We start from the raw sequence: 20980 nt of genomic DNA on the forward strand, positions 1-20980 counted from the left end.
GGAGTGGTTTCCGCGGCGAGGGGGGAATGCACGCAGGGTTGCTCGGTGACCGGGTAGGCCGTGTCTAGGCGCGCTGGCCGATACCGGTGGCGAATTCCCGCAACCGCCCTGCGATGGTGTCGGGGTGCAGTGGCGGGGTGGGCAGACCGGCTCCGTCGTGGACTCCGCGGAGGAACTCGTCGAGGGTCCGCTGTGGGGAATGGGTCGGGGTCCAGTTCAGCTCGCTGCGCGCCCGGGAGCAATCCATCAGCGGCAGCCGCAGTACGGTCTCGAACAGTCCCGGCGAGGCGGGGACGGCGTGCAGGTGCCAGGCCAAGGCCAGGGCCGATCGGACGATCGCCGGCGCGATCCGGACGCCGCGGGCACCGAGGAATTCGGTGAGAAACTCACCGTCGACGGGTGGCTCGGCGGCCAGGTTGAATGCGCCGTGCACCGGGGTAAGCACGGCCGCCGCGTACGCGGCCGCGGCGTCCTGGGTGTGCAGTACCTGCACTCGCAGGTCGGCAATGAGGGGAACCAGGGGAATCCGGTCCGGGCGCACCAGCCGGCGGGGCAGAAGTGGGCCGAGGAAGAGTCGACGCTGCGCGGTCGCCGACCCTCGTTTGAAGATGAAACCGGGGCGCATCCGGACGACGCGCAGGTTCGGGTTGCGAAGTTCGTACGTATCGAGCCACGATTCGAGGTACGCCTTTTCCCGCGGGTACGCGGCACGGGGCCAGCCATGGGTCGGCCACTGTTCGTCCACCTCGCGGTCCGACGGACCGGGCGAGTACGCCGCCACCGACGACGCATACACCAGGGCGGGCACCTTCTCGGCGGCCACCGCCTCGAACACCCGTATCGCGCCGAGGACGTTGTTGGTCCACGTCTCCTCCGGCCGATGCGTGGGCTGGAACAACCACGCCAGGTGCACCACCGCGTCCGCGCCGCGCACCACCTCGTTCATGTCGTCGCGGGCAACGTCCGCAGTGATCAGGGTCGTGCGCGACGGATTCCAGTCGGTGGCTCGGCGGGCGACGCCGACGATCTCGGCGACCGCCGGTTCGCGGCCGAGGGACTCGATCACACTGGTGCCGACATTCCCGGTCGCGCCGATCACGACAACCTTCAATCCGCGCCCGTCACTCATGCAGGCACGAATACCCGTCACCGAGAACACCAACCGGCCCCACCCGTGTGCGCTCCGAGAGCATCATCTGGGAGCTCAGAGGTGAATCTCGGCCACCGCACGGAGGCTTCCCAGCGGCTCGGGCTCGGGGCGGGTCCGGCGCCAGCACGACGGAGAGGGAAATGGTCGGCTGCGGGGCTGGGTCAGGTTGCGCAGCTGCGGGTATTCGACCGTCAGACACTCCGATGGTCCGGAGCATCGGAGTTGTCGAGGCTGCACCAGTTCAGACCAGTAGCTGCTGCAACCGCTACCGATTAACCGGGCTGGCGCAGACGAAGGCGGGGATGGTGAAGTGGCGCCCGCCGCAGCAAAGACGGCTGCAGGACGGACGTCGCGGCGGTGTCCACCCACATGGCGATCGGGACGTGATCGCCGTGGCGTGGCGTGTAATTCTGAGTGCCACTGCCGTTGGGGCAGCTGTCCTTGTTGATCCGGGCGCCTCGCGGAAGCGGCCGGTGCACTCTGGTGGTGGCCGGCGAGCATCGTGGACGGTCCGCTCAGTTCCTGCCGCCGTTCCCGTGGCCGCCAGTACCGTTGCCCCCGTTGTTGTTTCCTGCTTTCCGTGGCCCGGACTGGTGTTGCCGCCGCCCGGGTGGCCGTTCCCGTCGCCGGTGCCCAGGCCTGCGCCCGGTGCGTTGTCGGTCGGCGCGACAATGAGGGGTGCCGGGGCGATCGGTTCGGAGCTGATCATCGTCGCCGCCGGTGGCGCTACCGGGGCGAGGCTGCCGGTCGGGGTGGGAGCGGGCGCCGGGACCGAGGTCGACCCTCCTGTGTTGCCCTCGTTCTGCGACGTCACGGCGGGTGTCAGCAGCGCGATGGTCACCAGTATCGCCGCGGCCGCGGCGACGACCACCCCGGTACCGGGGTGACCGTCGCGGCTGTGCAGGCGCAGGCGGGGCAACGGCGGTGATCGGGACGGGGCTGAACGCCCGGGTCGCGGGCGGCGGAATTCGGCGTGGATTGGCGAGGGCCTCGCGCATCTGCGCGGCGCTGGTAAACCGTTGTTGGGGGTCGCGGCTGAGGGCCGCGGTCGATCACCGGGGTCAGCGCCGGGTCGAGGTCGGGGCGTATCGCGGCGAGGGGCTCGTATCGGCCGTGAACGATCGCGTGGGCCAGCGACAGGATCGTGTCCCCGGTGTAGGGGCGGTGTCCGGCGAGGGCTTCGTAGCCGACGACACCGACGGCGTGGAGGTCGTCGGTCACCGTGGCGGGGTGTCCGGTGATGCGGTCCGGGCTCAGGTAGGAGAGGGTGCCGAGGACCTCTCCGGCGCTGGTGTGGTCGGTGTCGGCGCGCTTGGCGACGCCGAAGTCGGTGACCTTCACGGCGCCGTCGGCGTCGAACAGGATGTTGCCCGGTTTGATGTCCCGGTGCACGATTCCCGCCGCGTGTGCGGCCCCGAGAGCGTCGAGGGTCTGGATGAGCACGGTCCGGGCTCGTGGGGTGGGGAGCGGGCCGGCGAGGAGGTCGTCGAGCAGGGTCCGCCCGGGCAGGCGTTCCATCACGATGTACGGGGCACCGTGGTCGTCGCCGCTGTCGTGGACGGCGACGACGTTCGGGTGGTTCAGCGTCGCGGCCAGGCGCGCCTCGGATTCGAAACGCCGCCGAGTCTGCTCTACCGTCGCCATCTCCGGGCGCAGCACCTTCACCGCGACCGCCCGGGCCAGGCGCTGATCCCACCCGTCGTGCACGTCGGCCATGCCGCCGCGGCCCAGCACCTCCCGCAGTTCGTACCGACCCGCGAGAACCACCGACCCGACATACGGTCACGCTAACGGGAGCGGCCAGTCGGTGACCACGACGCAGACCTGCCGGGAACCCTCGATGGGCATCCATCCAGCCCGTCGAGGGCACGCCGTGTCGGTTCGGCTTCCGTGTGGGATCGGCGAGAGCCGGGTACGCGAGGGGCATGAGCACAATCACCGAAGAAGTCGATGTCGATGTTCCGGTCCGGGTCGCCTACGACCAGTGGACGCAGTTCGAGACGTTCCCGAAGTTCATGGAGGGCGTGCGGGAGATCCGTCAGCTCGACGACACCCACACGCATTGGGTGCTCGATATCGCGGGGCAGATCCGGGAGTTCGATGCCACCATCACCGAACAGCATCCGGACGAGCGGGTGGCCTGGCATTCGGATGCCGGTCCCGATCATGCCGGGGTGATCACCTTCCACCGTCTCGACGACTCCCATACCCGGGTGACGGCGCAGATGGACATCGACCCGGACGGGTTCGTCGAGAATGCCGCCGACAAGCTCGGCGTCCTCGGCCACCGGGTCAAGGCTGACATGAAGAAGTTCAAGCATTTCATCGAAGAGCGTGGCGCCGAAACCGGCGGCTGGCGCGGCGACGTCGACCGCCCCACCCCCTGAGAACCGACCATCGACGGGTCCCTCCTCCGGTGCCGCGGCGGCACGGGGGCCCGTCCTGTCCGGCGCCGGCTACGGGATGGACTTCACGTGCCCGAACCGGTACTGGGTGAAAGTAACCCACGGCGCTGGTCTGTGCGCAAGGAAGGACGTGATGAGCCTGAGCCTCAACCCTCGATGGGGTGGGCGGTGTTTCGGCAGGTTCCTCAGTTGCCGGCGGACGGTGGGGGATCGGAGCTGGAGCGGTGCCGTCGGCGCAGGATGGTGGCGAACAGGGACAGTCCGCAGAAGGTGGCCGCTGCTATCGCCGCCGCGACGAGGCCGACCCTCGGGGATACGACGAAACTGAAGATGAGAAGCACGACCCCGACGAGCGCGCCCCCGAATGTGGCGATACCGCAGATCGTCAGTGTGTGCGCGGTGGACACCAGGGCGGGAAGGGCATGCTGGCGGAACACCGCTCGATGGATCCCGACGGGCGCGACCACGGCATCGTCGACACGACGGATAGGGCGACCGTGACGAGGTAGACCGCGACCTCGAAGTCCGTCAGGTCCGCGAAGCGCTGCTGGAATGGCAACGTCAGCAGGAATCCGGTGAGCAGTTGCACTCCGGTCTGCACGACGCGCAGTTCCTGTAACAGTGCCTCCCAGTTTCGGTCGAGCCGTTGGGTTGTGGTTTCGTGGCGAGCGCGGTAGTTCCACTCGTCGTCGTCGCCGCGCGCCCGCTCATTGCTGCTGTCCGACATGTCCAGCCCGCTGTTCTCGAAAAGGATCGGTCACCGCGACGTGACGCGCGGCCCCACGTCAGGGTAGGCCGGACCGAGGTGCGCGCTCGTCCGGTCCGGTACCGAGCACTGCAATCTGGAGGTACCCGAAATTCCCTTGTCTCACACCCTCTTCGCGCGGCGACCACTGCTATTGGGGATGGATTGGGCCGCGAGAACATCCTGAGTGGCCGCAGCCGCTCAGTATTGCGGTACCGCGGCGGGAAGCCGGGCAGTCCGGCGAAGCGAACCGTGGAACGGATGATCCGGACGGCGCCCTCGGCCGTCGTGTGCACGACCACTCCGGAGATCAACTCGCGCATCCTGGCGGGGTCTTGCCGTCGTGAGAATGCTGATCTCGGCTCTGCCGTCGACGGCCGACGGCGAATACCGCAGAGAGGGGCGGGAGCCGACCACCGCACAGTTACCCCGACGCCCTCCCGGGTATGCGACCTACAGAGAACATGTGAGGAAGGTACGAGATATGGACGTGTCGATCATCGAGACCTCGAGCCTGGGCGATCGCAGTTACCTGATCGCCGACGGCGCTGTCGGCGTCGTCGTCGACCCGCAGCGCGACATCGACCGGGTGCTGGAGTTGGCCTGTGACCGCGGCGTGCGGATCACCCATGTCCTCGAGACCCACATCCACAACGACTACGTCACCGGCGGCCTCGAACTGGCCCGCACGACCGGCGCCGAGTACGTCGTCCCCGCCGGTGACGATGTCGGCTATCAGCGGCGTGCCGTGTCCGACGGTGACCTCATCGACGCGGGCCCGATCCTCCTGCAGGTGATGCACACCCCCGGCCACACCCACCACCACGTCAGCTACGTGCTGCGGGAGAACACCGGCGGCATCCGCGGCGTCTTCACCGGCGGATCGATGCTGTTCGGCACCACCGGCCGCACCGACCTCCTCGGCAAGGAGCACACCGAGGAGCTGACCCACGCCCAGTACCACTCGGTGCGCCGCCTCGCCGGCGAGCTCCCTCCGGGCACCGCGGTGTACCCCACGCACGGGTTCGGGGGCTTCTGCGCCGCCACCCCCGCCGCCGGGGACTCCTCCACCGTCGGCGAACAACGCGGCACCAACCCCGCCCTGACCCGGGACGAACAACGCTACGTCGACGAACTGCTCGCCGGGCTGGCCGACTACCCGGCCTACTACGCGCACATGGGCGTGCTCAACACCGAAGGGCCGCCCCCGGTCGATTTGTCACTACCCAAACCCGTCGACCCGGACGAGCTGCGCCGGCGCATCGAGGACGGCGAATGGGTGGTGGACCTGCGTGAGCGCACCGCCTTCGCCGCCGGCCACCTGGGCGGGACCCTCGGCTTCGAACTGTCGGACTCGTTCGTGACCTACCTCGGCTGGCTCTACACATGGGGTGCACCGTTGACCCTGATCGGCGAGAACGAAGGCCAGGTCGCGCAGGCCCGTCGTGAACTGGTCCGCATCGGCATCGACGACCTCGACGGCGCCGCGGTCGGCGACATCCACACCCTCGTCGCCGGCACCGCACTGCGGTCCTACCGGGTCGCCGACTTCGCCGCCCTCTCAGAGGTACTGCGGGAGAAGGACATCACCGTCCTCGATGTGCGGCAACGCAACGAATACGAGAAGAGCCACATCGACGGGGCGATCAACATTCCGCTCCACGAACTCGCCGACCGCCGGGACACCCTCCCCGACGGGGAGATCTGGGTGCACTGCGCCTCCGGCTACCGCTCCTCCGTCGCCGCCTCGATGATCGACCGCCCCGACCGCACCACCGTGCTGATCAACGACGACTTCGACAACGCGAAGGACACCGACCTCACCAGCACCCCATAGGTGCCCGACCATCCCGGACAGGCAGCTGCACGGATACACATCAGCAAACGAAGTTTCGGCTCGAGGCCCCGCCCCTTTCATCGCATCAGGTCATCGCCGGACCGGCCTCCGCCGAACCCGACAACTCCTTGAGGAAGGCGTGGCAGCGGCGGGCGCGGTCGGCATCCTCGGCCATCACCTGCTCGAAGAACGACGCGATGTCATCACGGCCGGCGTTCTTCGCGTCACGCACATATTGGCCGTAGTCGTGGCCGGCTTTGAGTGAGTGGTACTGGACGGAGATGAGATCGAAGCTCACGTCGTCGAAGCCGGTTTCTCCGGTAGCCATGATGATTCCCTTCCGGGTGTGCGGAGGTGTGGGCGGTCTGTGTCGAGTACCTGGGGGCCCGAAACCGGTCCTGCCCATGCACCGGGCGGGTGTCGGCGCGCAGGTTCGGGGAGGTACTCCCGGCACGTCACCGTCGCCGGTTCCGGACCCCGAAGTGGCGCAGCCCGGTTGGTCACTGTCCCCCGAAAATCCCTTCGGCCAGGCGTCTGCGCCTCGGTCCCGCCTCGATGTCCGGTTGAGAGTTGCCGTGCTGGGGTAGGGGATAGGGAGCATGTGCGAAAAGGAAGTCACCATGCGTGGTTCTTCGCGCTGCGCGTTCTCCTGGTGCTGGTGTGGGAGCCGTCGTTTCTGGTGATCAGCACATCGACACCTGGCAACTGTTCATCAAACACCCTGACCACGATCGTCACATTCCTGCTGGTCCCTGCTGGTCGCGTTGCTGCAGAACACTCAGAAGCGGGCCGACGACGCCCGGCACAAGCTCAACGCGATCGCCGACACACTGAGCGACCTGATGGGCGAACTCGCGACCGACAAACCCGCACTGTCCCGGCACCGGGACGAACTGCGTGACGCGGTCGGACTCGAAGACCACGAAAGCGCCTGAGACACCGTTGGTTACGAAAGCGCCTGAGACACCGTTGGTTGGTGTCATTGCACCGGCTCACGGGTAACACCTGAACATGTCAGTGGCAATCGGTTTGCGTTCGGCATCACCCAGAAAAGCGCCGGGCACCGAGACGCCAACCGCACGTCATTCGCGCCCAACGCCGGGTCGCTGGATTTCGTGTCATGGTCGCCCGAGTCCGTGGTAGGTCCATCCCGCACGGCGCCACTGCTGGGGGTCGAGGCAATTGCGGCCGTCGATCAGCACCTTGTGGCGCACGACCGCATCCAGGTCGGCCGGTTGCAGTTTGCAGAACTCCGACCACTCGGTGAGCACCAGGACCACATCGGCGCCCTGGCAGGCGTCCGAAGCGGTCGGTGCGTAGCCCAGCGTCGGGAACAGCGCGCGCGAGTTGTCCATTGCCTTCGGGTCGTAGACGTTGACGGAGGCGCCCTGCAGCTAAATCTGGCCGGCAATGTTCAGCGCGGGCGAGTCGCGGACGTCGTCGGAGTCCGGCTTGAATGCTGCACCCAGGACCGCGACCCGCACACCGAGGAGGGACCCGCAGGTGTGCCGGACCAGTGCGACCGTGCGGGTACGACGCCGCATGTTGATGTTGTCGACCTCGCGGAGGAAGGTGAGTGCCTGGTCCGCGCCGAGTTCGCCGGCCCGGGCGATGAACGCCCTGATGTCCTTCGGGAGGCAGCCGCCGCCGAACCGGATTCCGGCATTGAGGAAGCGGCGGCCGATGCGGGCGTCGTATCCGAGCGCGTCGGCGAGCACGGTGACGTCGGCGCCGGCGGCCTCGCATACCTCGGAGATGGCGTTGATGAACGAGACTTTCGTGGCGAGGAAGGCGTTGGCCGCCGTCTTCACCAACTCGGCGGTGGCCAGATCGGTGACGAGGAAGGGGACGTCCTCGGCCAGCAGCTGCGCGTACACCTCGCGTGCGACTTCTTCTGCTCGGCCGGGTCGGTGTGGCGGTCGATGCCGAGCACCAGCCGGTTGGGATGCAGGGTGTCCTGGACGGCGAATCCCTCCCGCAGGAACTCCGGGTTCCACGCCACCTCTATTTCGGCTCCGGCGGGTGAGAGCTCTCGTGCGCGGGCGCCGAGCCGCTGGGCGGTGCCGACCGGCACGGTTGATTTGCCGAAGAGCACCGCGGGACCGGTGATCAGGGGCGCGAGGGTGTCTATGACCGTGTCGACGTACACGAGGTCGGCGGCGTACTCACCCTTCTTCTGCGGGGTGCCGACGCAGAGGAAATGCACCGCGGTGAACGTGGCGGCCTGCTCATACGAGGAGGTGAAGCGCAGCCGCCCGGCGGCGACGTTGCGGCGGAGCACGTCCTCGAGTCCGGGTTCGTAGAACGGCACCTGGCCGGCTTCGAGTGTCGCCAGCTTCGCCGGGTCGACGTCGACGCCCAACACGTCGTGTCCGAGTTCGGCCATACAGGCGGCGTGAGTGGCACCGAGGTATCCGGCACCGAACACTGCGATTCTCATCGTTGCCTACCGTTCCGCAGGGAGACGCCTGCGCCGTTGCGCGGACTCGGGTGGAGTTCGACGTGACCGGTCCGCCCGACAGCCGAGTGCGGCGTGAGCGCGTGACGTCGTGACGTCGTGGTCACCATCGGGGAGAGAGGCCCTTTGGTGGTCTCGCCACAACGACGTCACCCCGTGTGCCCCACCCCACTGAAGCCGAAACGAGCCGACACCGGCCCGCTGGCACCCGTCCTGCCGGACAGCGACGGGCGACGGGCGACGGGCGATCGTACGCGGCGGCCGAACAGTCGGTCTCCCGCCCCCGACTGGCTTGTGTGGTGTTGCCGCACGGTTTTCTCTCGTGCGACTTGGGGTACTAACGTCTGGCGTCCATCAGCCCGGAATCGGGCCCGATTTCATCGAGGGATCTCATGTCGTCCGATGCCATCGTGATCTTGAAGAACGATCACAAAGAAATCCGTAAGTTGTTCCGTGCGTTCCGCAGTGCCGAAGACGGTGCGAAGAAGGGTGAGGTTGTCGGCAAGATCATCGAGGTGTTGACCGTCCACACCTATATCGAGAATGAAGGAATGTATCCGAAGGTCCGCGACCTGGTTCCCGAGTTGGAGGACGATGTGCTCGAGTCCTATGAGGAACACCATGTCGCCGACGTCCTGGTCTCTGAACTGGCGGCGATGTCCCCGGAGGACGAGAGATTCGACGCCAAGACGACCGTGCTGATCGAGAACGTCGAGCACCATATCCAGGAAGAAGAAGACGAGTGGTTCCCGCGGGTGCGTGAGCATTTGGGACGCAAGAAGCTGCAGGAGATCGGTGCCGGATTGCTCGAACTGAAGGAGAAGGCGCCGACCTCACCGGCGCAGCCTTCCGCTCTGAAGAAGGCGGTGGACGCGGTCATCGACTGACGTCGCTGCCCAGCTACAGCGCGTTACTGAACCACCTAAACGGCGTGGGTGTGCCTACGCGGCAGCGTAATTCCACCGCCCTCGCTGCGGTGGCGGGACGCCACGACGCTGGGACAGGATGCTGGGACAGTGTTACCGGTCGAGCAGGCGCGCTGATCTCCGCGCGGGAGAGTGTTCCCGGCCGCCTCGGCTCGTCGACATGGAATCGAAGGAACCAAGAAGGTGGCCGCGCTCGGCTACACCACCTCGGCTCGACTGCCGATCGTGTATGCCGCTGCGCGAGCAGCGCCACCGCTTCGAACTCACGCCCTCGAAGCGGTGACGCTTCGCGGCGCAACAGCCCGTCACCACAGATCGAACGCGGCGTAGGCGATCCCGGGTGCCGGGGATCGGGACAGCGAGTGCATCCGACGGAGCACCCGTTTGGGCGGATTCCGTTTCGGGCACGCGTCGGAACGCAGACGGTTGCGGAAGGGTAGGGACGCTGCCCGTGACGACAGCATTTTCTTCGGCGAAAGGGCGTGCAGATGATGAGGGTCGCGTCGGCGTCGGAGGTGACTGTTCGGCGTCCCTCCGAATTCGACGACGATGACCGTGTCCGGCTTCTGGGCCCGGTGCCGACCCAACGGCCGACGGTGCCCGGAGGGCGGCGGTCACCGGAGATGCAGGGTCCGTTGTTGATTCGTCGGCAGCATCGGGCACTCTCGTGAGCGGGGCGCCGCTACGTATCGCGCTCCTCGCGTCCAGCCAACACCCGATCCGGCAGCCTTTTGCCGGTGGTCTCGAGTCGCATGTGTGGTGGTTGGCGCGCGCCTTGTCTGCGGGCGGGCACCGGGTGACCTTGTTCGCCGGACCGGGCTCGGATCCGGCGCTCGAATGTGCGCACCTCGCGGTCCGGCCACTGGAGATGAGCGCGGCCGCCCAGGTGGACTCATCGATGCCGTCGACCCAATTCATGGCAGAGCATCACGCCTATCTGCAATTGATGCTCGACCTCGCCGGACCCTTGGCGGGAGCATTCGACGTGATCCACAACCACAGCCTGCATTACCTGCCGGTGGCCATGGCGGACACCGTCCCCACCCCGATCCTGTGCACGCTGCACACCCCGCCCACACCATGGCTCGAGTCGGCCATCGCGGTCAGCCGCGGGCAGGGCGCCGAGTTCGCGGCGGTGAGCGCACACACCGCCGCCGCGTGGGCGCATGTGGTCGGCGATATCGACGTCATTCCCAACGGGGTCGACCTCGCCGCGTGGCCGGTCGGCGCCGGCGGCCGACGTCTGATCTGGTTCGGCCGTCTGGTACCCGAGAAGGGTGCCCACCTCGCGATCATCGCCGCGCGGCGCGCCGGATACCCTCTGGTGCTGGCCGGCCCGATCAGCGACACGGACTATTTCGTCCGATCCATCAGCCCCCATCTCGGCTCCGGCGTCACGTATCTCGGCCACCTCGAGCAGCCCGCACTGGCCGAGGCGATCGGCGGGTCCGCGGCGGCGCTGGTGACACCGGTATGGGACGAGCCCTACGGCCTGGTCGTCGCCGAAGCACTCGCCTGCGGCACACCCGTGGCCGCGTTCGCGCGGGGCGGGATCCCGGAGGTGCTCACCGCCGACTGCGGCCGGCTGGTCCCACCCGATGAGCTCGGTGCTTTGGTGCGAGCGATCCCGGAGACCGTGGGACTGTCCCGTATGGCGGCCCGCGCCCGGGCCGAAGAGCATTGTTCCGACCGTGTCATGGTCGACGCCTACATCGACGTCTACCGGCGACTGACCCGGGCGCACCGCACCGGACAGTCGTCCCGATACCCCAGCTCCACCGCATGATCGGCATCCGCATCGGCATCCGCACCCGCGGGCACGGGCGCCCAGCGACGCCAGCGCCTCTGGACAGCGGTGTTCGACCGCCGAGGGCTGCGGGCACAAGCGAACGGTCCGTCCCTCCGTTGGGTTGATGCGAGGACGAAGTCATTGTCTCGCTGCAGGACCGCGTGTAAGAGGAGACGAGGCCTGGTGGCGGTCACGAAGCCGTCAGGTTCCGTGGCGACCCGGAACTACTCCTGTCCACGCGGGGTGCCGGGGGCGTTTTCACTGTTCAGGGGTGGTGAGCCTTGCACCCCGCCGGGGTCGTGTTCGGGGCCCGCGGTCGGGCCGCCGGCGGGTACGCGTTCCCGGAACCGGGCCGCCTCACTCGGCCCGGGTGCGCCGTCGTGGTCGAGTTCACCGTGGTACGGGCCCGGCTTCGGGCGTGCTGTTCCGCCGGGGAACGCGAGCCGCAGGATGGTCCGGTGCACCATGAACCACTGCCGGATCAGCGGCCCGGAGTTATACGGCAGCTTGTACCGTTCGCAGATCTCCCGCACCTGGGGCGCGATCTCGGCGTAGCGGGTACTGGGCATGTCCGGGTACAGGTGGTGTTCCACCTGGTAACCGAGGTTCCCGCTGATGATGTGGAACAGCGGACTGCCCTCGATGTTCGCCGCGCCGACGAGTTGGCGCACGTACCAGCCTCCTCGGGTCTCGTTCTCGACCTCGTCCGGACTGAACGTGTAGGTCTGGTCCGGGAAATGCCCGCAGAAGATGATCCCGTGCGCCCAGACGTTGCGGATGATGTTCGCGGTGGCGTCCGCCATCAGGGTGGACAGGAACGTGCGCTCGACTCCCGGGATGGTCCGATCGAGTGCATCGGCGACGACCGAGAGTCGTCCGGTCGAGCGCAGGGCCCGCAGCCGCCGCCCGAGGCGGGAGGTTGCCGGTTGGCCGAGCCGGCCCCGGAAGGCGAGCTGGGCCAGGCCGAACGCGCCGGCACTGACCAACGGCCAGCCCACATAGTCCTTCACCACCTGCGCCCGCGCCTTGCCCGCGATGCCCTTGAGGTCCTCCCAGACCTCCGGCCAGGATTTTTCGCCGGCCCGCACGGCCTCGAGGTCCATGTCGTGCAGGGCGACTCCCCATTCGAAGAACGCCATGAGCAGCACGTTGTAGAACGGTTGCGCCAGGTAGACCGGGTGCCACTTCTGATGCGGGTCGATCCGCATGATCTCGTAGCCCAGGTCCTTGTCCTTGCCGCGGATGTTGGTGAAGGTGTGATGGATGTAGTTGTGCGAGTGCTTCCAGGCCTTCGCGGTCGACGCGGTGTCCCAGTCCCACGACGAGGAATGGATGTCCGGGTCGTTCATCCAGTCCCACTGGCCGTGCATGACGTTGTGACCGATCTCCATGTTCTCCAGGATCTTGGCCATCCCCAGGCAGGCGGTGCCCGCCAGCCATGCCGGTTTCGAGGCCGACCCCAGCAACAGGACCCGGCCCGCCACCGCCAACTGCCGCTGGACGGCGATCACGTTCTTGATGTATCGGCGGTCACGCTCGCCGAGGTCCGCGTAGACCTGGGCGTGGATGGCATCGAACTCTTTGGCCAGCGCCTCGATGGTGTCCTCGCTCAGGTGCGCGAGGGGGCTTTCGGTATCGATGCTCACCTTGGGGGTCCCTTCGTTTCACAGTTCGATCTCGATGTCGCCTTCCGCGGTGTTGACGCAGGTCCGCACCACCTTGCCCGCGAGGTCGGCCACCTCACCGGTGCGGAGGTCTCGCAGTTGCCCCGACCGCAGGGTCCCGGTGCAGGTGTGACAGATCCCGATCCGGCATCCGTAGGGGAGTGTGGCTCCCGCTTCCTCTCCGGCTACCAGGATCGGTGTACCCCCATCGCAGTCGGTTTCAATCTCGCTTTCGGTGAAATGGATCCGTCCGCCCGAACCGGCGCCCGCGGATCCGCCGATGATCGGTTGGAAACGCTCGAGGTGCACCTTGTCGGGGTCGCCGTGCTTGTCCCAGTGCTCGACCATCGCGTCGAGCATGTCGCCGGGCCCGGAGAGGAACGCCTCACGCTCGCGCCAATCGGGGCACAGCGTGTCCAGATCGGCCGGTGTCATGCGGCCTTCCGTTTCGGTCAGCCGCACCTGGAGACGGAAGCCGTCGTGGCGGCGGTCCAGCTCGCGCAGCGTGGAGTCGAACATGATCTGGTCGGCGGTCCGGTCGGAGTGCACGGCCACCACGTCGCGGAGACCCCCGCGGTGGTCGAGATCGCGCATCATGCTCACGATCGGGGTGATGCCGCTGCCGGCGCTGACGAACAGCAGGCGCTCGGGCAGCGGTTCGGGCAGCGTGAACACGCCCTCGATCTCGCCGAGCCGCACGATGTCGCCGGGGGCGAGCTCGCGGACCAGGTACGGGGAGACCGTGCCGGTGGGCACCACCTTCGGGGTGACACTGATCAGACCGTCGTCGGCGTGCGGGTCGGACGTCAACGAGTACGCCCGCCAGTGGTAGACGCCGTCGATGATCACCCCGAGGCGCACGTACTGCCCGGCCCGGTGTCCCGACCATTCGTGAGCCGGCCGGATCACCACCGTGGCCGCGGCCTCGCCGGCGGGTTCGATCCTCTCCACCCGTCCACGCAGCTCCCTCGTGGTCCACAGCGGGTTGATCAGCTCGAGGTAGTCGTCCGGCCGCAACGGACTGAACAGGTGCCGGATCGCGCGCAGGAACCGTTTCTGCGCCTTGGGAACCTTGGGACGCGCACCACGCTCCGCCATGGTTTCACCGTAGAGGACGCTGCCCGCACCGACAGACAATTCTCGAGGCTCCTGCTCCTGGACGGTCTCGGCCCGCGAACGATATGGGCACCGCCGTCGAAGTGACGCAACTGCAACGACCGTGCTCGCTGGATGGGAATCCGGCGGAGGTGGTCCGGGATCGGAGGTGCCTGACTCCGGCCGCGCCGGCGAATGGATTAGGTTGCGCCCCAGTAAGTCTGCTCGTCCACTGCGGTTGCGTTCGTCGGTCCGGGAACCCGTGGTTCGTGTGCTCGCCGTCGAGGGCCGTAGAGGTCGACACGACGCTGCGCACGTACATCAGGCCGACACGGGGTGGGGGGACAGGGTGGAGGGTCGCTGAGTTGTGGTCAGAGGGTGATGGTGGCGCCGCGGTCGACGTGGATCATCCGCCCGCTCAATCCGCGTCGGTCGAGTTCGCGGGCGAAGTCGGACAGTGGTGAGGCGAACACGGTGTAGTCGTCGTAGTGGACGGGAAGGACCCGGGGCAGGTCCAGGAGTTCCACGGCGTCGGCGCCGCGGCGGCCGTCCATGGTCACGGTGAGACCGAACGGCAGCGCGGGGCCGGCGGGTAGGCGGGTGCCCCCGAGGTGCAGCACACCGGTGTCGATGTCGGGGAAGCGTTGCGGAATGGCGGTGAGGTCGTCGACGACGAGGGTGTCGCCGGAGAGGTAGAGGCGACGTTCCACCGCCCCTGTTTCAGGTCCGAACTCGAGCATCGTCCCCATCACCGGGGGAAGCAGCCGCCGCGTCCAACCGGGTGCGTGCCGGCCGGGCAGGGAGGTGATCGTCAGTCGAGTACCACTTTTCACCACCTCGTGGGTCGACCAGGTGTAGAGGCCGTGGGCGCGACCGAATCCGCGTTTGACGAGTATCTTCGCGGCGTGTGGGGTGGTGGCCACCGGGATGTCGTGGTCGAGGTTGTGCTGCGCGGTGCGATCCCAGTGGTCACCGTGCAGGTGGGACAGGACGATCACGTCGATCGGCGGCAGTTCGTCGATACGCATCGCGGGTTCGCGCAGGCGCCGGGAGACGAGGCCGTATCCGAGGTAGGCGCGTTGTCCTTGGTGGAGGAAGTTCGGATCGGTCAGGACGGTGATCTCGCCGTGCCGGATGAGGGCGGTGGCGTTGCCGATGAAGGTGAAGGTGGTCTCCATCGAGCCTCCCGGGACGAGCGACAGGTTGAGTGGGGCGTGAGCCGAGTACCCGAACGCTGACGGCCGACACGAACACCACCGAAGGGGTGCAGCCCTGGTCCCTGCCCGCGGTCAGCCGGTTCGGGTCCGTCTACTGCAGCGGTGTCTTCGTGTGCCGGTCAGAGGGTGCGGCGTCCTGCAACGATGTCGGCGCGAGGTCGGTGATCGAGCGGTTGTCGGCGTAGGCGGCGGCGGTAAGCGCAGGAGTGCCTCGGCGGCGGGAACATCGAGGCGACCGGCGGTCAGGCGGGCGGCGACGGGGATGTTGCTACGGCGGAAGATGTGGTGGTCATCGCGCCAGGGGGTCGCGGTGCTGGTGTGGAGTTCGGTGACCAGGGTCGGTGCGCGGGCGGCGGCGTAGCGCTGGGTGGATCGGTGCCTGGGCGTGGGTGAGGGTTCGGGGGTGGGTGCGGTGGAGTTCGAGGACGCCGACCGGTCGTGCTGAGGCGTGGACAGGGGGCAGGCGTAGATGCCGCGGACTCCTCGAAGGAGGGATCGGTATTCATTGGCGTCCGCACATGTCATTCATCGGCGCCTGCCTACCTCGGACTTCGAATTGTTTTCGTGGGGTCGGGCATTGAGGCCGGGCGCGGGTGTGTGATCGGGTGCGGTCGAGGTGGTGTTTGATCCATGCGGTGGACACCGCGGTGGTCAAAGGGCGCGGCGCGGGTGGGGTCATCGGTGAGTCCGTTCGGTGGGTTTGGGAGGGTGCGGCGAGAAGATTCCCTCTGGCGGGATGGTGCCGAGGTTCCGGCGAGCAGGGCGCGGCAGTCGTCGGCGTGGGCGTCTTATTCGTGGAGTGCCTGTCACCTGCTCGAACACGATGCGGGTTGGTTCAGTGCGGGTGCGCTGTCAGGACGGGTGCGTCGTCGTCGGTGGCGGGTGCGATCGGTCTCGGACATACCGCCCCAGATGCCATACGGTTCGGCGGCGGACAGGGCGTGGGTGCGGCATTCGGTCAGCACGGGACAGTCGCGGCAGATCTGTTTGGCGGCGTGTTCGCGGCGGGCGCGGACCTTCCCGCGTTCCCCGTCGGGGGAGAAGAACAGGTCGGTATCGGTACCGCGGCACGATGCGCGGTCCTGCCAGTTCACGTCGGCGGGGACGCGGGGGTGCGAAAGTTCAGACACGGGCGGGATGAGTCGCTTTCGAGAATGGGGCATTGGACTATGCAGTGGGGTGTGCCGGTGTGGGAAGGGGCGGCCGGCGAGTAGATGCACGGTCCGTGCCGGTCCGTCTGATGTGAAGACGCGGGTGGGCTGCCTCCTCGTAGCGAAGGTTGGAAAACCGGTATGCGCAGCGACGTATCCGAGACATGCTGCTCGACAGTGGTATTCGACACGTTTCCGGGTTTCCTTCGGCGCGCCTGGAGAAGGGCGCGGTCAGGCGGTGACGCGACGACGGCGGGGATGACGGCCTATCGGCACCACGTTCGGAAGCGGGATGGCGGTGCCGGTGCGCTGATGCCTGTTCTCGACATCGGTGAATGGGACGGCGCCGTGTCCGGGGGCTGCTTCCCTGTCCTCGTCGCCTGCGGAAGTGCTGGCGTGAGGGCGTGATATCAGGGTAACGACACGCTGGTTGAGGATTCAATGGAATCGGGGAAGAGTAAGCGGCGTCACATTGGCGTGCTCACTCCAGAGCGTGGGTTCATGGGCCGCGCCCGTCGCCGCACGGTGTAGATACGGTTGGCTTCGGGTACCCGGAGCCCGAAGACGGCAGGTGGCCTCGCGGGGTGTGCGCGCGCCGACTGCTGACCGTTGCCTCGGCCCCGCCGAACGCACCCACGGTCATCAATCCCGTCCCCGTCGTCCATTTACGCCAAGAAGGGTGATCGCAATGACTCAACGTTCGACCGCGACATCGATGACACGTTCCCCTGTCCAAATCGCTGCCTTGGCGGTCGGGGCGGTGTTCCTGCTCGTCGGGATCCTTGGCTTCATACCGGGTATCACCACTGACTACGACATGCTCACCTTCGCCGGCCACCACTCCGGCGCCAAGCTCCTCGGTATTTTCGAGGTCTCGATCCTGCACAATGTTGTTCATCTACTGTTCGGGATCGCGGGCCTGGTCATGGCGAGGGCCGCGGCTACGGCGAAAGCGTTCCTCGTCGGCGGTGGGATCATCTACTTGGTGCTGTGGCTATATGGGTTGCTCATCGATATGGACAGCGCCGCCAACTTCGTTCCGGTCAACAACGCCGACAACTGGCTGCACTTGGTGCTCGGTCTCGGGATGATCGCCCTCGGTGTGCTTCTCGGGCGTCGCGCTGTCGCCGCCACGGCCCCCGGCGCGACCCCGGGAACCGTCCGCTAACGCTTCCTCTTGGGCGGACTGGGCGGACTGGGCGGTCTGGACGATCGTGACAGACTCGTGCCGATCGAGAATGTCGAGCACTACATCGACGAGGATGCCGACGACACCAGCGCCGGCACGAGGGGCCAGGCCGTGATATGTACACATGCCACGCGGTTCGGGTGCCGGAACCGGACCGGACGTCCGTCAGCGTCGTCCGACTCGAAATGAGTCCGGCATGGTTCGACGTCGCGGCCGCGGGGAGACATCGGCGCGGGTGACGGCACTGGTCCCGTGATTGACCTGCCCTACCGTGATGAATGGCGGTCGGCACCATCGATGATCTCCACTCGCCGCGAGGCACCGCACGGGTATGACTCGATGGGTTCTCCAGTGCGTGAGGTCGAGTGCCATTCGCCTGCAACTGTTTCGAAGTCAGTGGGCGGAGTGCGGATGATTCGGACGACACACGTGGCGTCTACCGGTGCCGGCGGGCTCGAATCACCACGATTTCCTCGCTACGTTGATCAGCTGTGATGACGCCGCGAGACTCCAGCATGCGGCGGCGTGCGGTCAGGACGGGCCCGAAGGCAATCTCGCGGCGAGCCACGATGTCGGCCTGTAACCCCTGCTCTTCGAGCATGACGTGGGTCTTGTCCACCCCGCTCAGTGCCGACTGGGCAACAAGCAGTGTTCCTTCCGGGGCGAGGATGTCGGGTGCCTGCGTGCAGATCCGGTCGAGCAGCGCTCGCCCGTCGGTGCCGGCATCCCAGGCCCGCGCCATGCCCGTGCCGGGAATCCGATCGTCCTCGGCGGGCACATACGGCGGGTTGGAAATCACCAGATCGAAGCGTTCCCCACGGACGGGGGCGGTGAGGTCTCCGCGCAGCACCCGGATCGTGTGCCCGTTCACGCGGGAGTTGAGTGTGGCGGTGAGGGCGGCGCGACGGGAGATGTCGATCGCAGTCACGCTGCCGGCACCCAGCTTGGCCGCCCGCACGGCTAGCGCCCCGGTGCCGGTGCAGAGGTCGAGGACGCGCGTATCCGCGTCCAAGGAATGCTCTGCCATTGCGTCGGCAAGTAGCCACGTATCGTCCTGTGGGGCATAAACACCCGGGATCCGCAGCAACATCGACCACTCCTCACACCTGCCGGTCCGAAATTCCATGAGTACCCGCACCTACTGGTCGAGGGCATCTTCGAGCAGGAACAGGGCATGGGCCGTGGTCGCCTCGACGACCTCGCCGGGATCACCGTCGAAGTGTCGTGGTTCAGTATCTGACCGCCAGCGAAGACCCCGAACCACACGGTGCCCGGTGGTTGTCCGTCCTGAGGCTGCGGTCCACCGACTCCGGTGACCGCTACCGCCAGATCCGCGCCAAGAAGCTCGGCGACCGAGGCTGCCATCGTGCGCGCACTGGGTTCGCTGACAACCGGGCCGTCGGGAACCCGCAACAATCCATGTTTCACCGAACTGGCATAGGCGACAATGCTGCCTCGGTACCACTCGGACGACGACGGCGCGGCCCCGAGAACGCACGAGATCCGTCCGCCGGTCAGCGATTCCGCGGTGGCAACGGTGAGTTGCCGACCGCGCGCTGTCGCCGAGATCCGCTCGGCGCACTCATCATGCGGCTCATGCATCTGCACTGCAGTCCTGGTGCAGGGCGCTTCGGCGGCCGAGATGGTGAAGTCCGGAAGCTCCCGCCATACCCGCCGCGACCGCGATCACCAACGACGCCACATTGAGCAACTCTCCTCCACCTTTCTCCCGCGCAACGGCTCTGATGCGCTCTCACGGACTGTAGTGACCCGTCGGATCAGGTCGCAGGACGTCGGCGCGGACGCGCCGAGACCCTGCGCCCGGAACTACGCCGGGGCGGCTCCGCCAGCTACGGGGCTGAACCGGGGAGCCTGGCCGTCACGCGCGTCCGGACGCGGGGGCGGCGTGAATACCGAAATACCCGGCCGCGTCTGGAAACAATCCGGCCCCGCCCGGTGCGGTCCGGTATGACCGCACCAAGTCGCGGGTCGTGAAGGACCCAGAGGAAGAAATGTCACTGATCGCACCGGACAGTCGCGGCCGGTGAGGTGGCCCACCAGCCGGTGAGCGCCCAACGATCACCGTAGCTGGTGGGCCCTACCGTCCGAACAACGGTGTGTCCGAACCTGTCCGGACGGTAGTGCCCGTAGAGTATCCGCCGACGATTCCGCCGAAACCGCGGGCGCATACCGGACAGACCTGGGTCCCGCGGCGGTTCAGGGCCAGAACAGGGCGCCCCATTCGGCGCGGGCCGCGCGGGCGGTGGCGGGCTCGGTGCACTCGTTCCCGCTGGCGAGCGCGACCAGGGCCTCGGCGAGGGTGAAGACGGACATTCCGTGGCGGCGGGCCGCGGAGACCAGTTCGTCGAAGGCGTCCGTGGCCGGGATCCGGCGGAGCCCGATGAGCACGCCCTCGGCGGTGTCGAGCGCGCGGGTACGCGATCCGGTACCGCGGGCATCGGGCGTGGTGTGACTGGGCAATCCGACCATCGAGGTCACCTCCGTCGACACCCGGGGAATGGCTTCCAGTGCGTCGTGCCCGGCCGGATCCGATCCCAAACATGCCGTGGCCGAGTCCCCGGCGGTCCGCGGCGCCGGATCGCGATAGTTTCTTCCGCTGACCAGCGCAGAAGGTGTAGTTTCGGCGTCGCCGCGGACGGGTACATGATCCGCGATGGAGGAAGTGTTCACGATGAGCCACGGTGTGGGTGCCGGCGAAACTCCCGACGTCCAGGGATATGTGTTCTCGGTCGCGCGGGCATTGAACGCCGACGCGATCCGCCAATGGGACACGGTCACCTTCGATGCCGTGCTGGTGTTGGCGGAGCAGTTCCGGTATTACAGCGGACGCCGCACCCTGATCGCGTGGAACCATCACTTCGGATGGTCCCTGGGCATCGAGGGACAGCGCACCGACCGTGTCCTGATCATCGGCGGCCTCGGGATCGGCCGATGCCCGAAACCGGAGGTGATCGCCGACCGGGTCGACGAGCTCGCCGCCGACCTGATGCACCTCGAATGCCGGTCCCCGGACAACTTTCCGGTTCCCACGCTCGTCCACCGGTTCGGCACCGCCTCCGCCGCTCACGAGCCACCCTGCCGGTGACGACATCGCCGGTTCGCAGGGATCGTCGCTGGGTGGACGTGGCGGCCCATCGGCTCGCGCCACCGTCGCCGGGATGTGGGGAGGAAAGAGCAGGAGGCTGACGACAGGTCAACGGTTCCGCCTCAGCGCGGATCCCAGTCCGCCGAGGAGCTGCTCGTGGCCTTTGCCGCACGGGCTGCCTGCACCGAGTGCGCGGGAATTCTCACCGCGTACGAGCGCTCCGGCATCACCGCAAACCAGAGGAGCTC

Annotated in this window: 14 protein-coding genes and 5 pseudogenes; 7 read left to right on the forward strand and 12 right to left on the reverse strand. The window is 67.4% G+C overall.

The window, feature by feature from the left end:
• Positions 1-64: 64 nt before the first annotated feature.
• Together JWS14_RS48465 and JWS14_RS48470 are read right to left on the reverse strand one after the other, a co-directional pair.
• Positions 65-1129, reverse strand: coding sequence for an NAD-dependent epimerase/dehydratase family protein (locus JWS14_RS48465; RefSeq protein ID WP_206017245.1), 1065 nt, complete (start codon positions 1127-1129; stop codon positions 65-67).
• Positions 1130-1665: 536 nt separating this feature from the next.
• A pseudogene (locus JWS14_RS48470) lies at positions 1666-2917 on the reverse strand (serine/threonine-protein kinase).
• 158 nt (positions 2918-3075) lie between these two features.
• Between JWS14_RS48470 and JWS14_RS48475 the strand changes: the two are divergent.
• Positions 3076-3537 (forward strand): SRPBCC family protein, encoded by a 462-nt coding sequence (locus tag JWS14_RS48475; RefSeq protein ID WP_206017246.1) that lies wholly within the window; start codon positions 3076-3078, stop codon positions 3535-3537.
• A gap of 203 nt (positions 3538-3740) precedes the next feature.
• Here the strand turns inward: JWS14_RS48475 and JWS14_RS48480 are convergent.
• Positions 3741-4282: pseudogene (locus JWS14_RS48480) on the reverse strand (DUF6328 family protein).
• A gap of 502 nt (positions 4283-4784) precedes the next feature.
• Here JWS14_RS48480 and JWS14_RS48485 point away from each other — a divergent pair.
• Entirely contained in the window at positions 4785-6137 is a 1353-nt protein-coding gene (locus JWS14_RS48485) for an MBL fold metallo-hydrolase (RefSeq protein WP_206017247.1), read from the forward strand.
• A gap of 85 nt (positions 6138-6222) precedes the next feature.
• Here JWS14_RS48485 and JWS14_RS48490 read toward each other — a convergent pair whose 3' ends face one another.
• On the reverse strand, positions 6223-6465 hold the full coding sequence (locus JWS14_RS48490) for an acyl carrier protein (protein WP_206017248.1): 243 nt from the start codon (positions 6463-6465) through the stop codon (positions 6223-6225).
• Between the two features lie 273 nt (positions 6466-6738).
• On the opposite strand from JWS14_RS48490, the pseudogene JWS14_RS52160 reads away from it, so the two are divergent.
• A pseudogene (locus JWS14_RS52160) lies at positions 6739-7072 on the forward strand (low affinity iron permease family protein).
• Between the two features lie 183 nt (positions 7073-7255).
• Here JWS14_RS52160 and JWS14_RS48500 read toward each other — a convergent pair.
• Positions 7256-8577, reverse strand: a pseudogene (locus JWS14_RS48500) (UDP-glucose dehydrogenase family protein).
• A 410-nt stretch (positions 8578-8987) separates the two neighbouring features.
• Here JWS14_RS48500 and JWS14_RS48505 point away from each other — a divergent pair.
• Together JWS14_RS48505 and JWS14_RS48510 are read left to right on the forward strand one after the other, a co-directional pair.
• Positions 8988-9482 (forward strand): hemerythrin domain-containing protein, encoded by a 495-nt coding sequence (locus JWS14_RS48505; protein ID WP_206017249.1) that lies wholly within the window; start codon positions 8988-8990, stop codon positions 9480-9482.
• A 706-nt stretch (positions 9483-10188) separates the two neighbouring features.
• Positions 10189-11307 carry a glycosyltransferase gene (locus JWS14_RS48510; protein WP_206017250.1) on the forward strand — a complete coding sequence of 373 codons (1119 nt, stop codon included), beginning with the start codon at positions 10189-10191 and terminating at the stop codon, positions 11305-11307.
• Positions 11308-11534: 227 nt separating this feature from the next.
• Here the strand turns inward: JWS14_RS48510 and JWS14_RS48515 are convergent, their stop codons facing one another.
• From JWS14_RS48515 to JWS14_RS48530, 4 genes are all read right to left on the reverse strand, one after another.
• A complete protein-coding gene (locus JWS14_RS48515; protein ID WP_206017251.1) occupies positions 11535-12956 on the reverse strand; it encodes a fatty acid desaturase family protein in 1422 nt (473 codons plus the stop codon).
• An 18-nt stretch (positions 12957-12974) separates the two neighbouring features.
• Positions 12975-14072, reverse strand: a complete 1098-nt coding sequence (locus JWS14_RS48520) for a ferredoxin reductase (RefSeq protein ID WP_206017252.1) — start codon at positions 14070-14072, stop codon at positions 12975-12977.
• Positions 14073-14440: 368 nt separating this feature from the next.
• The gene (locus tag JWS14_RS48525) at positions 14441-15247 is read right to left on the reverse strand and encodes an MBL fold metallo-hydrolase (protein WP_206017253.1); all 807 of its coding nucleotides are present in this window, start codon (positions 15245-15247) and stop codon (positions 14441-14443) included.
• Between the two features lie 845 nt (positions 15248-16092).
• Positions 16093-16449 (reverse strand): WhiB family transcriptional regulator, encoded by a 357-nt coding sequence (locus JWS14_RS48530; RefSeq protein ID WP_206017254.1) that lies wholly within the window; start codon positions 16447-16449, stop codon positions 16093-16095.
• A gap of 703 nt (positions 16450-17152) precedes the next feature.
• Here JWS14_RS48530 and JWS14_RS48535 point away from each other — a divergent pair.
• Complete coding sequence (locus JWS14_RS48535; protein ID WP_206017255.1) at positions 17153-17605, forward strand: DUF4383 domain-containing protein; 453 nt, start codon at positions 17153-17155, stop codon at positions 17603-17605.
• Positions 17606-18062: 457 nt separating this feature from the next.
• Here the strand turns inward: JWS14_RS48535 and JWS14_RS48540 are convergent, their stop codons facing one another.
• The 3 genes and pseudogenes from JWS14_RS48540 to JWS14_RS52165 form a co-directional block, all read right to left on the reverse strand.
• Positions 18063-18716 (reverse strand): HemK2/MTQ2 family protein methyltransferase, encoded by a 654-nt coding sequence (locus tag JWS14_RS48540; RefSeq protein ID WP_206017256.1) that lies wholly within the window; start codon positions 18714-18716, stop codon positions 18063-18065.
• 48 nt (positions 18717-18764) lie between these two features.
• Positions 18765-19228, reverse strand: a pseudogene (locus JWS14_RS48545) (CinA family protein).
• A 615-nt stretch (positions 19229-19843) separates the two neighbouring features.
• A complete protein-coding gene (locus JWS14_RS52165; protein WP_420855187.1) occupies positions 19844-20317 on the reverse strand; it encodes an ANTAR domain-containing protein in 474 nt (157 codons plus the stop codon).
• Between the two features lies 1 nt (position 20318).
• On the opposite strand from JWS14_RS52165, the gene JWS14_RS48555 reads away from it, so the two are divergent.
• The gene (locus JWS14_RS48555; RefSeq protein WP_241031931.1) at positions 20319-20732 is read left to right on the forward strand and encodes a DUF6292 family protein; all 414 of its coding nucleotides are present in this window, start codon (positions 20319-20321) and stop codon (positions 20730-20732) included.
• Positions 20733-20980: the final 248 nt, after the last annotated feature.

The organism is Rhodococcus koreensis (assembly GCF_017068375.1).
Lineage (GTDB): Bacteria > Actinomycetota > Actinomycetes > Mycobacteriales > Mycobacteriaceae > Rhodococcus_F > Rhodococcus_F koreensis.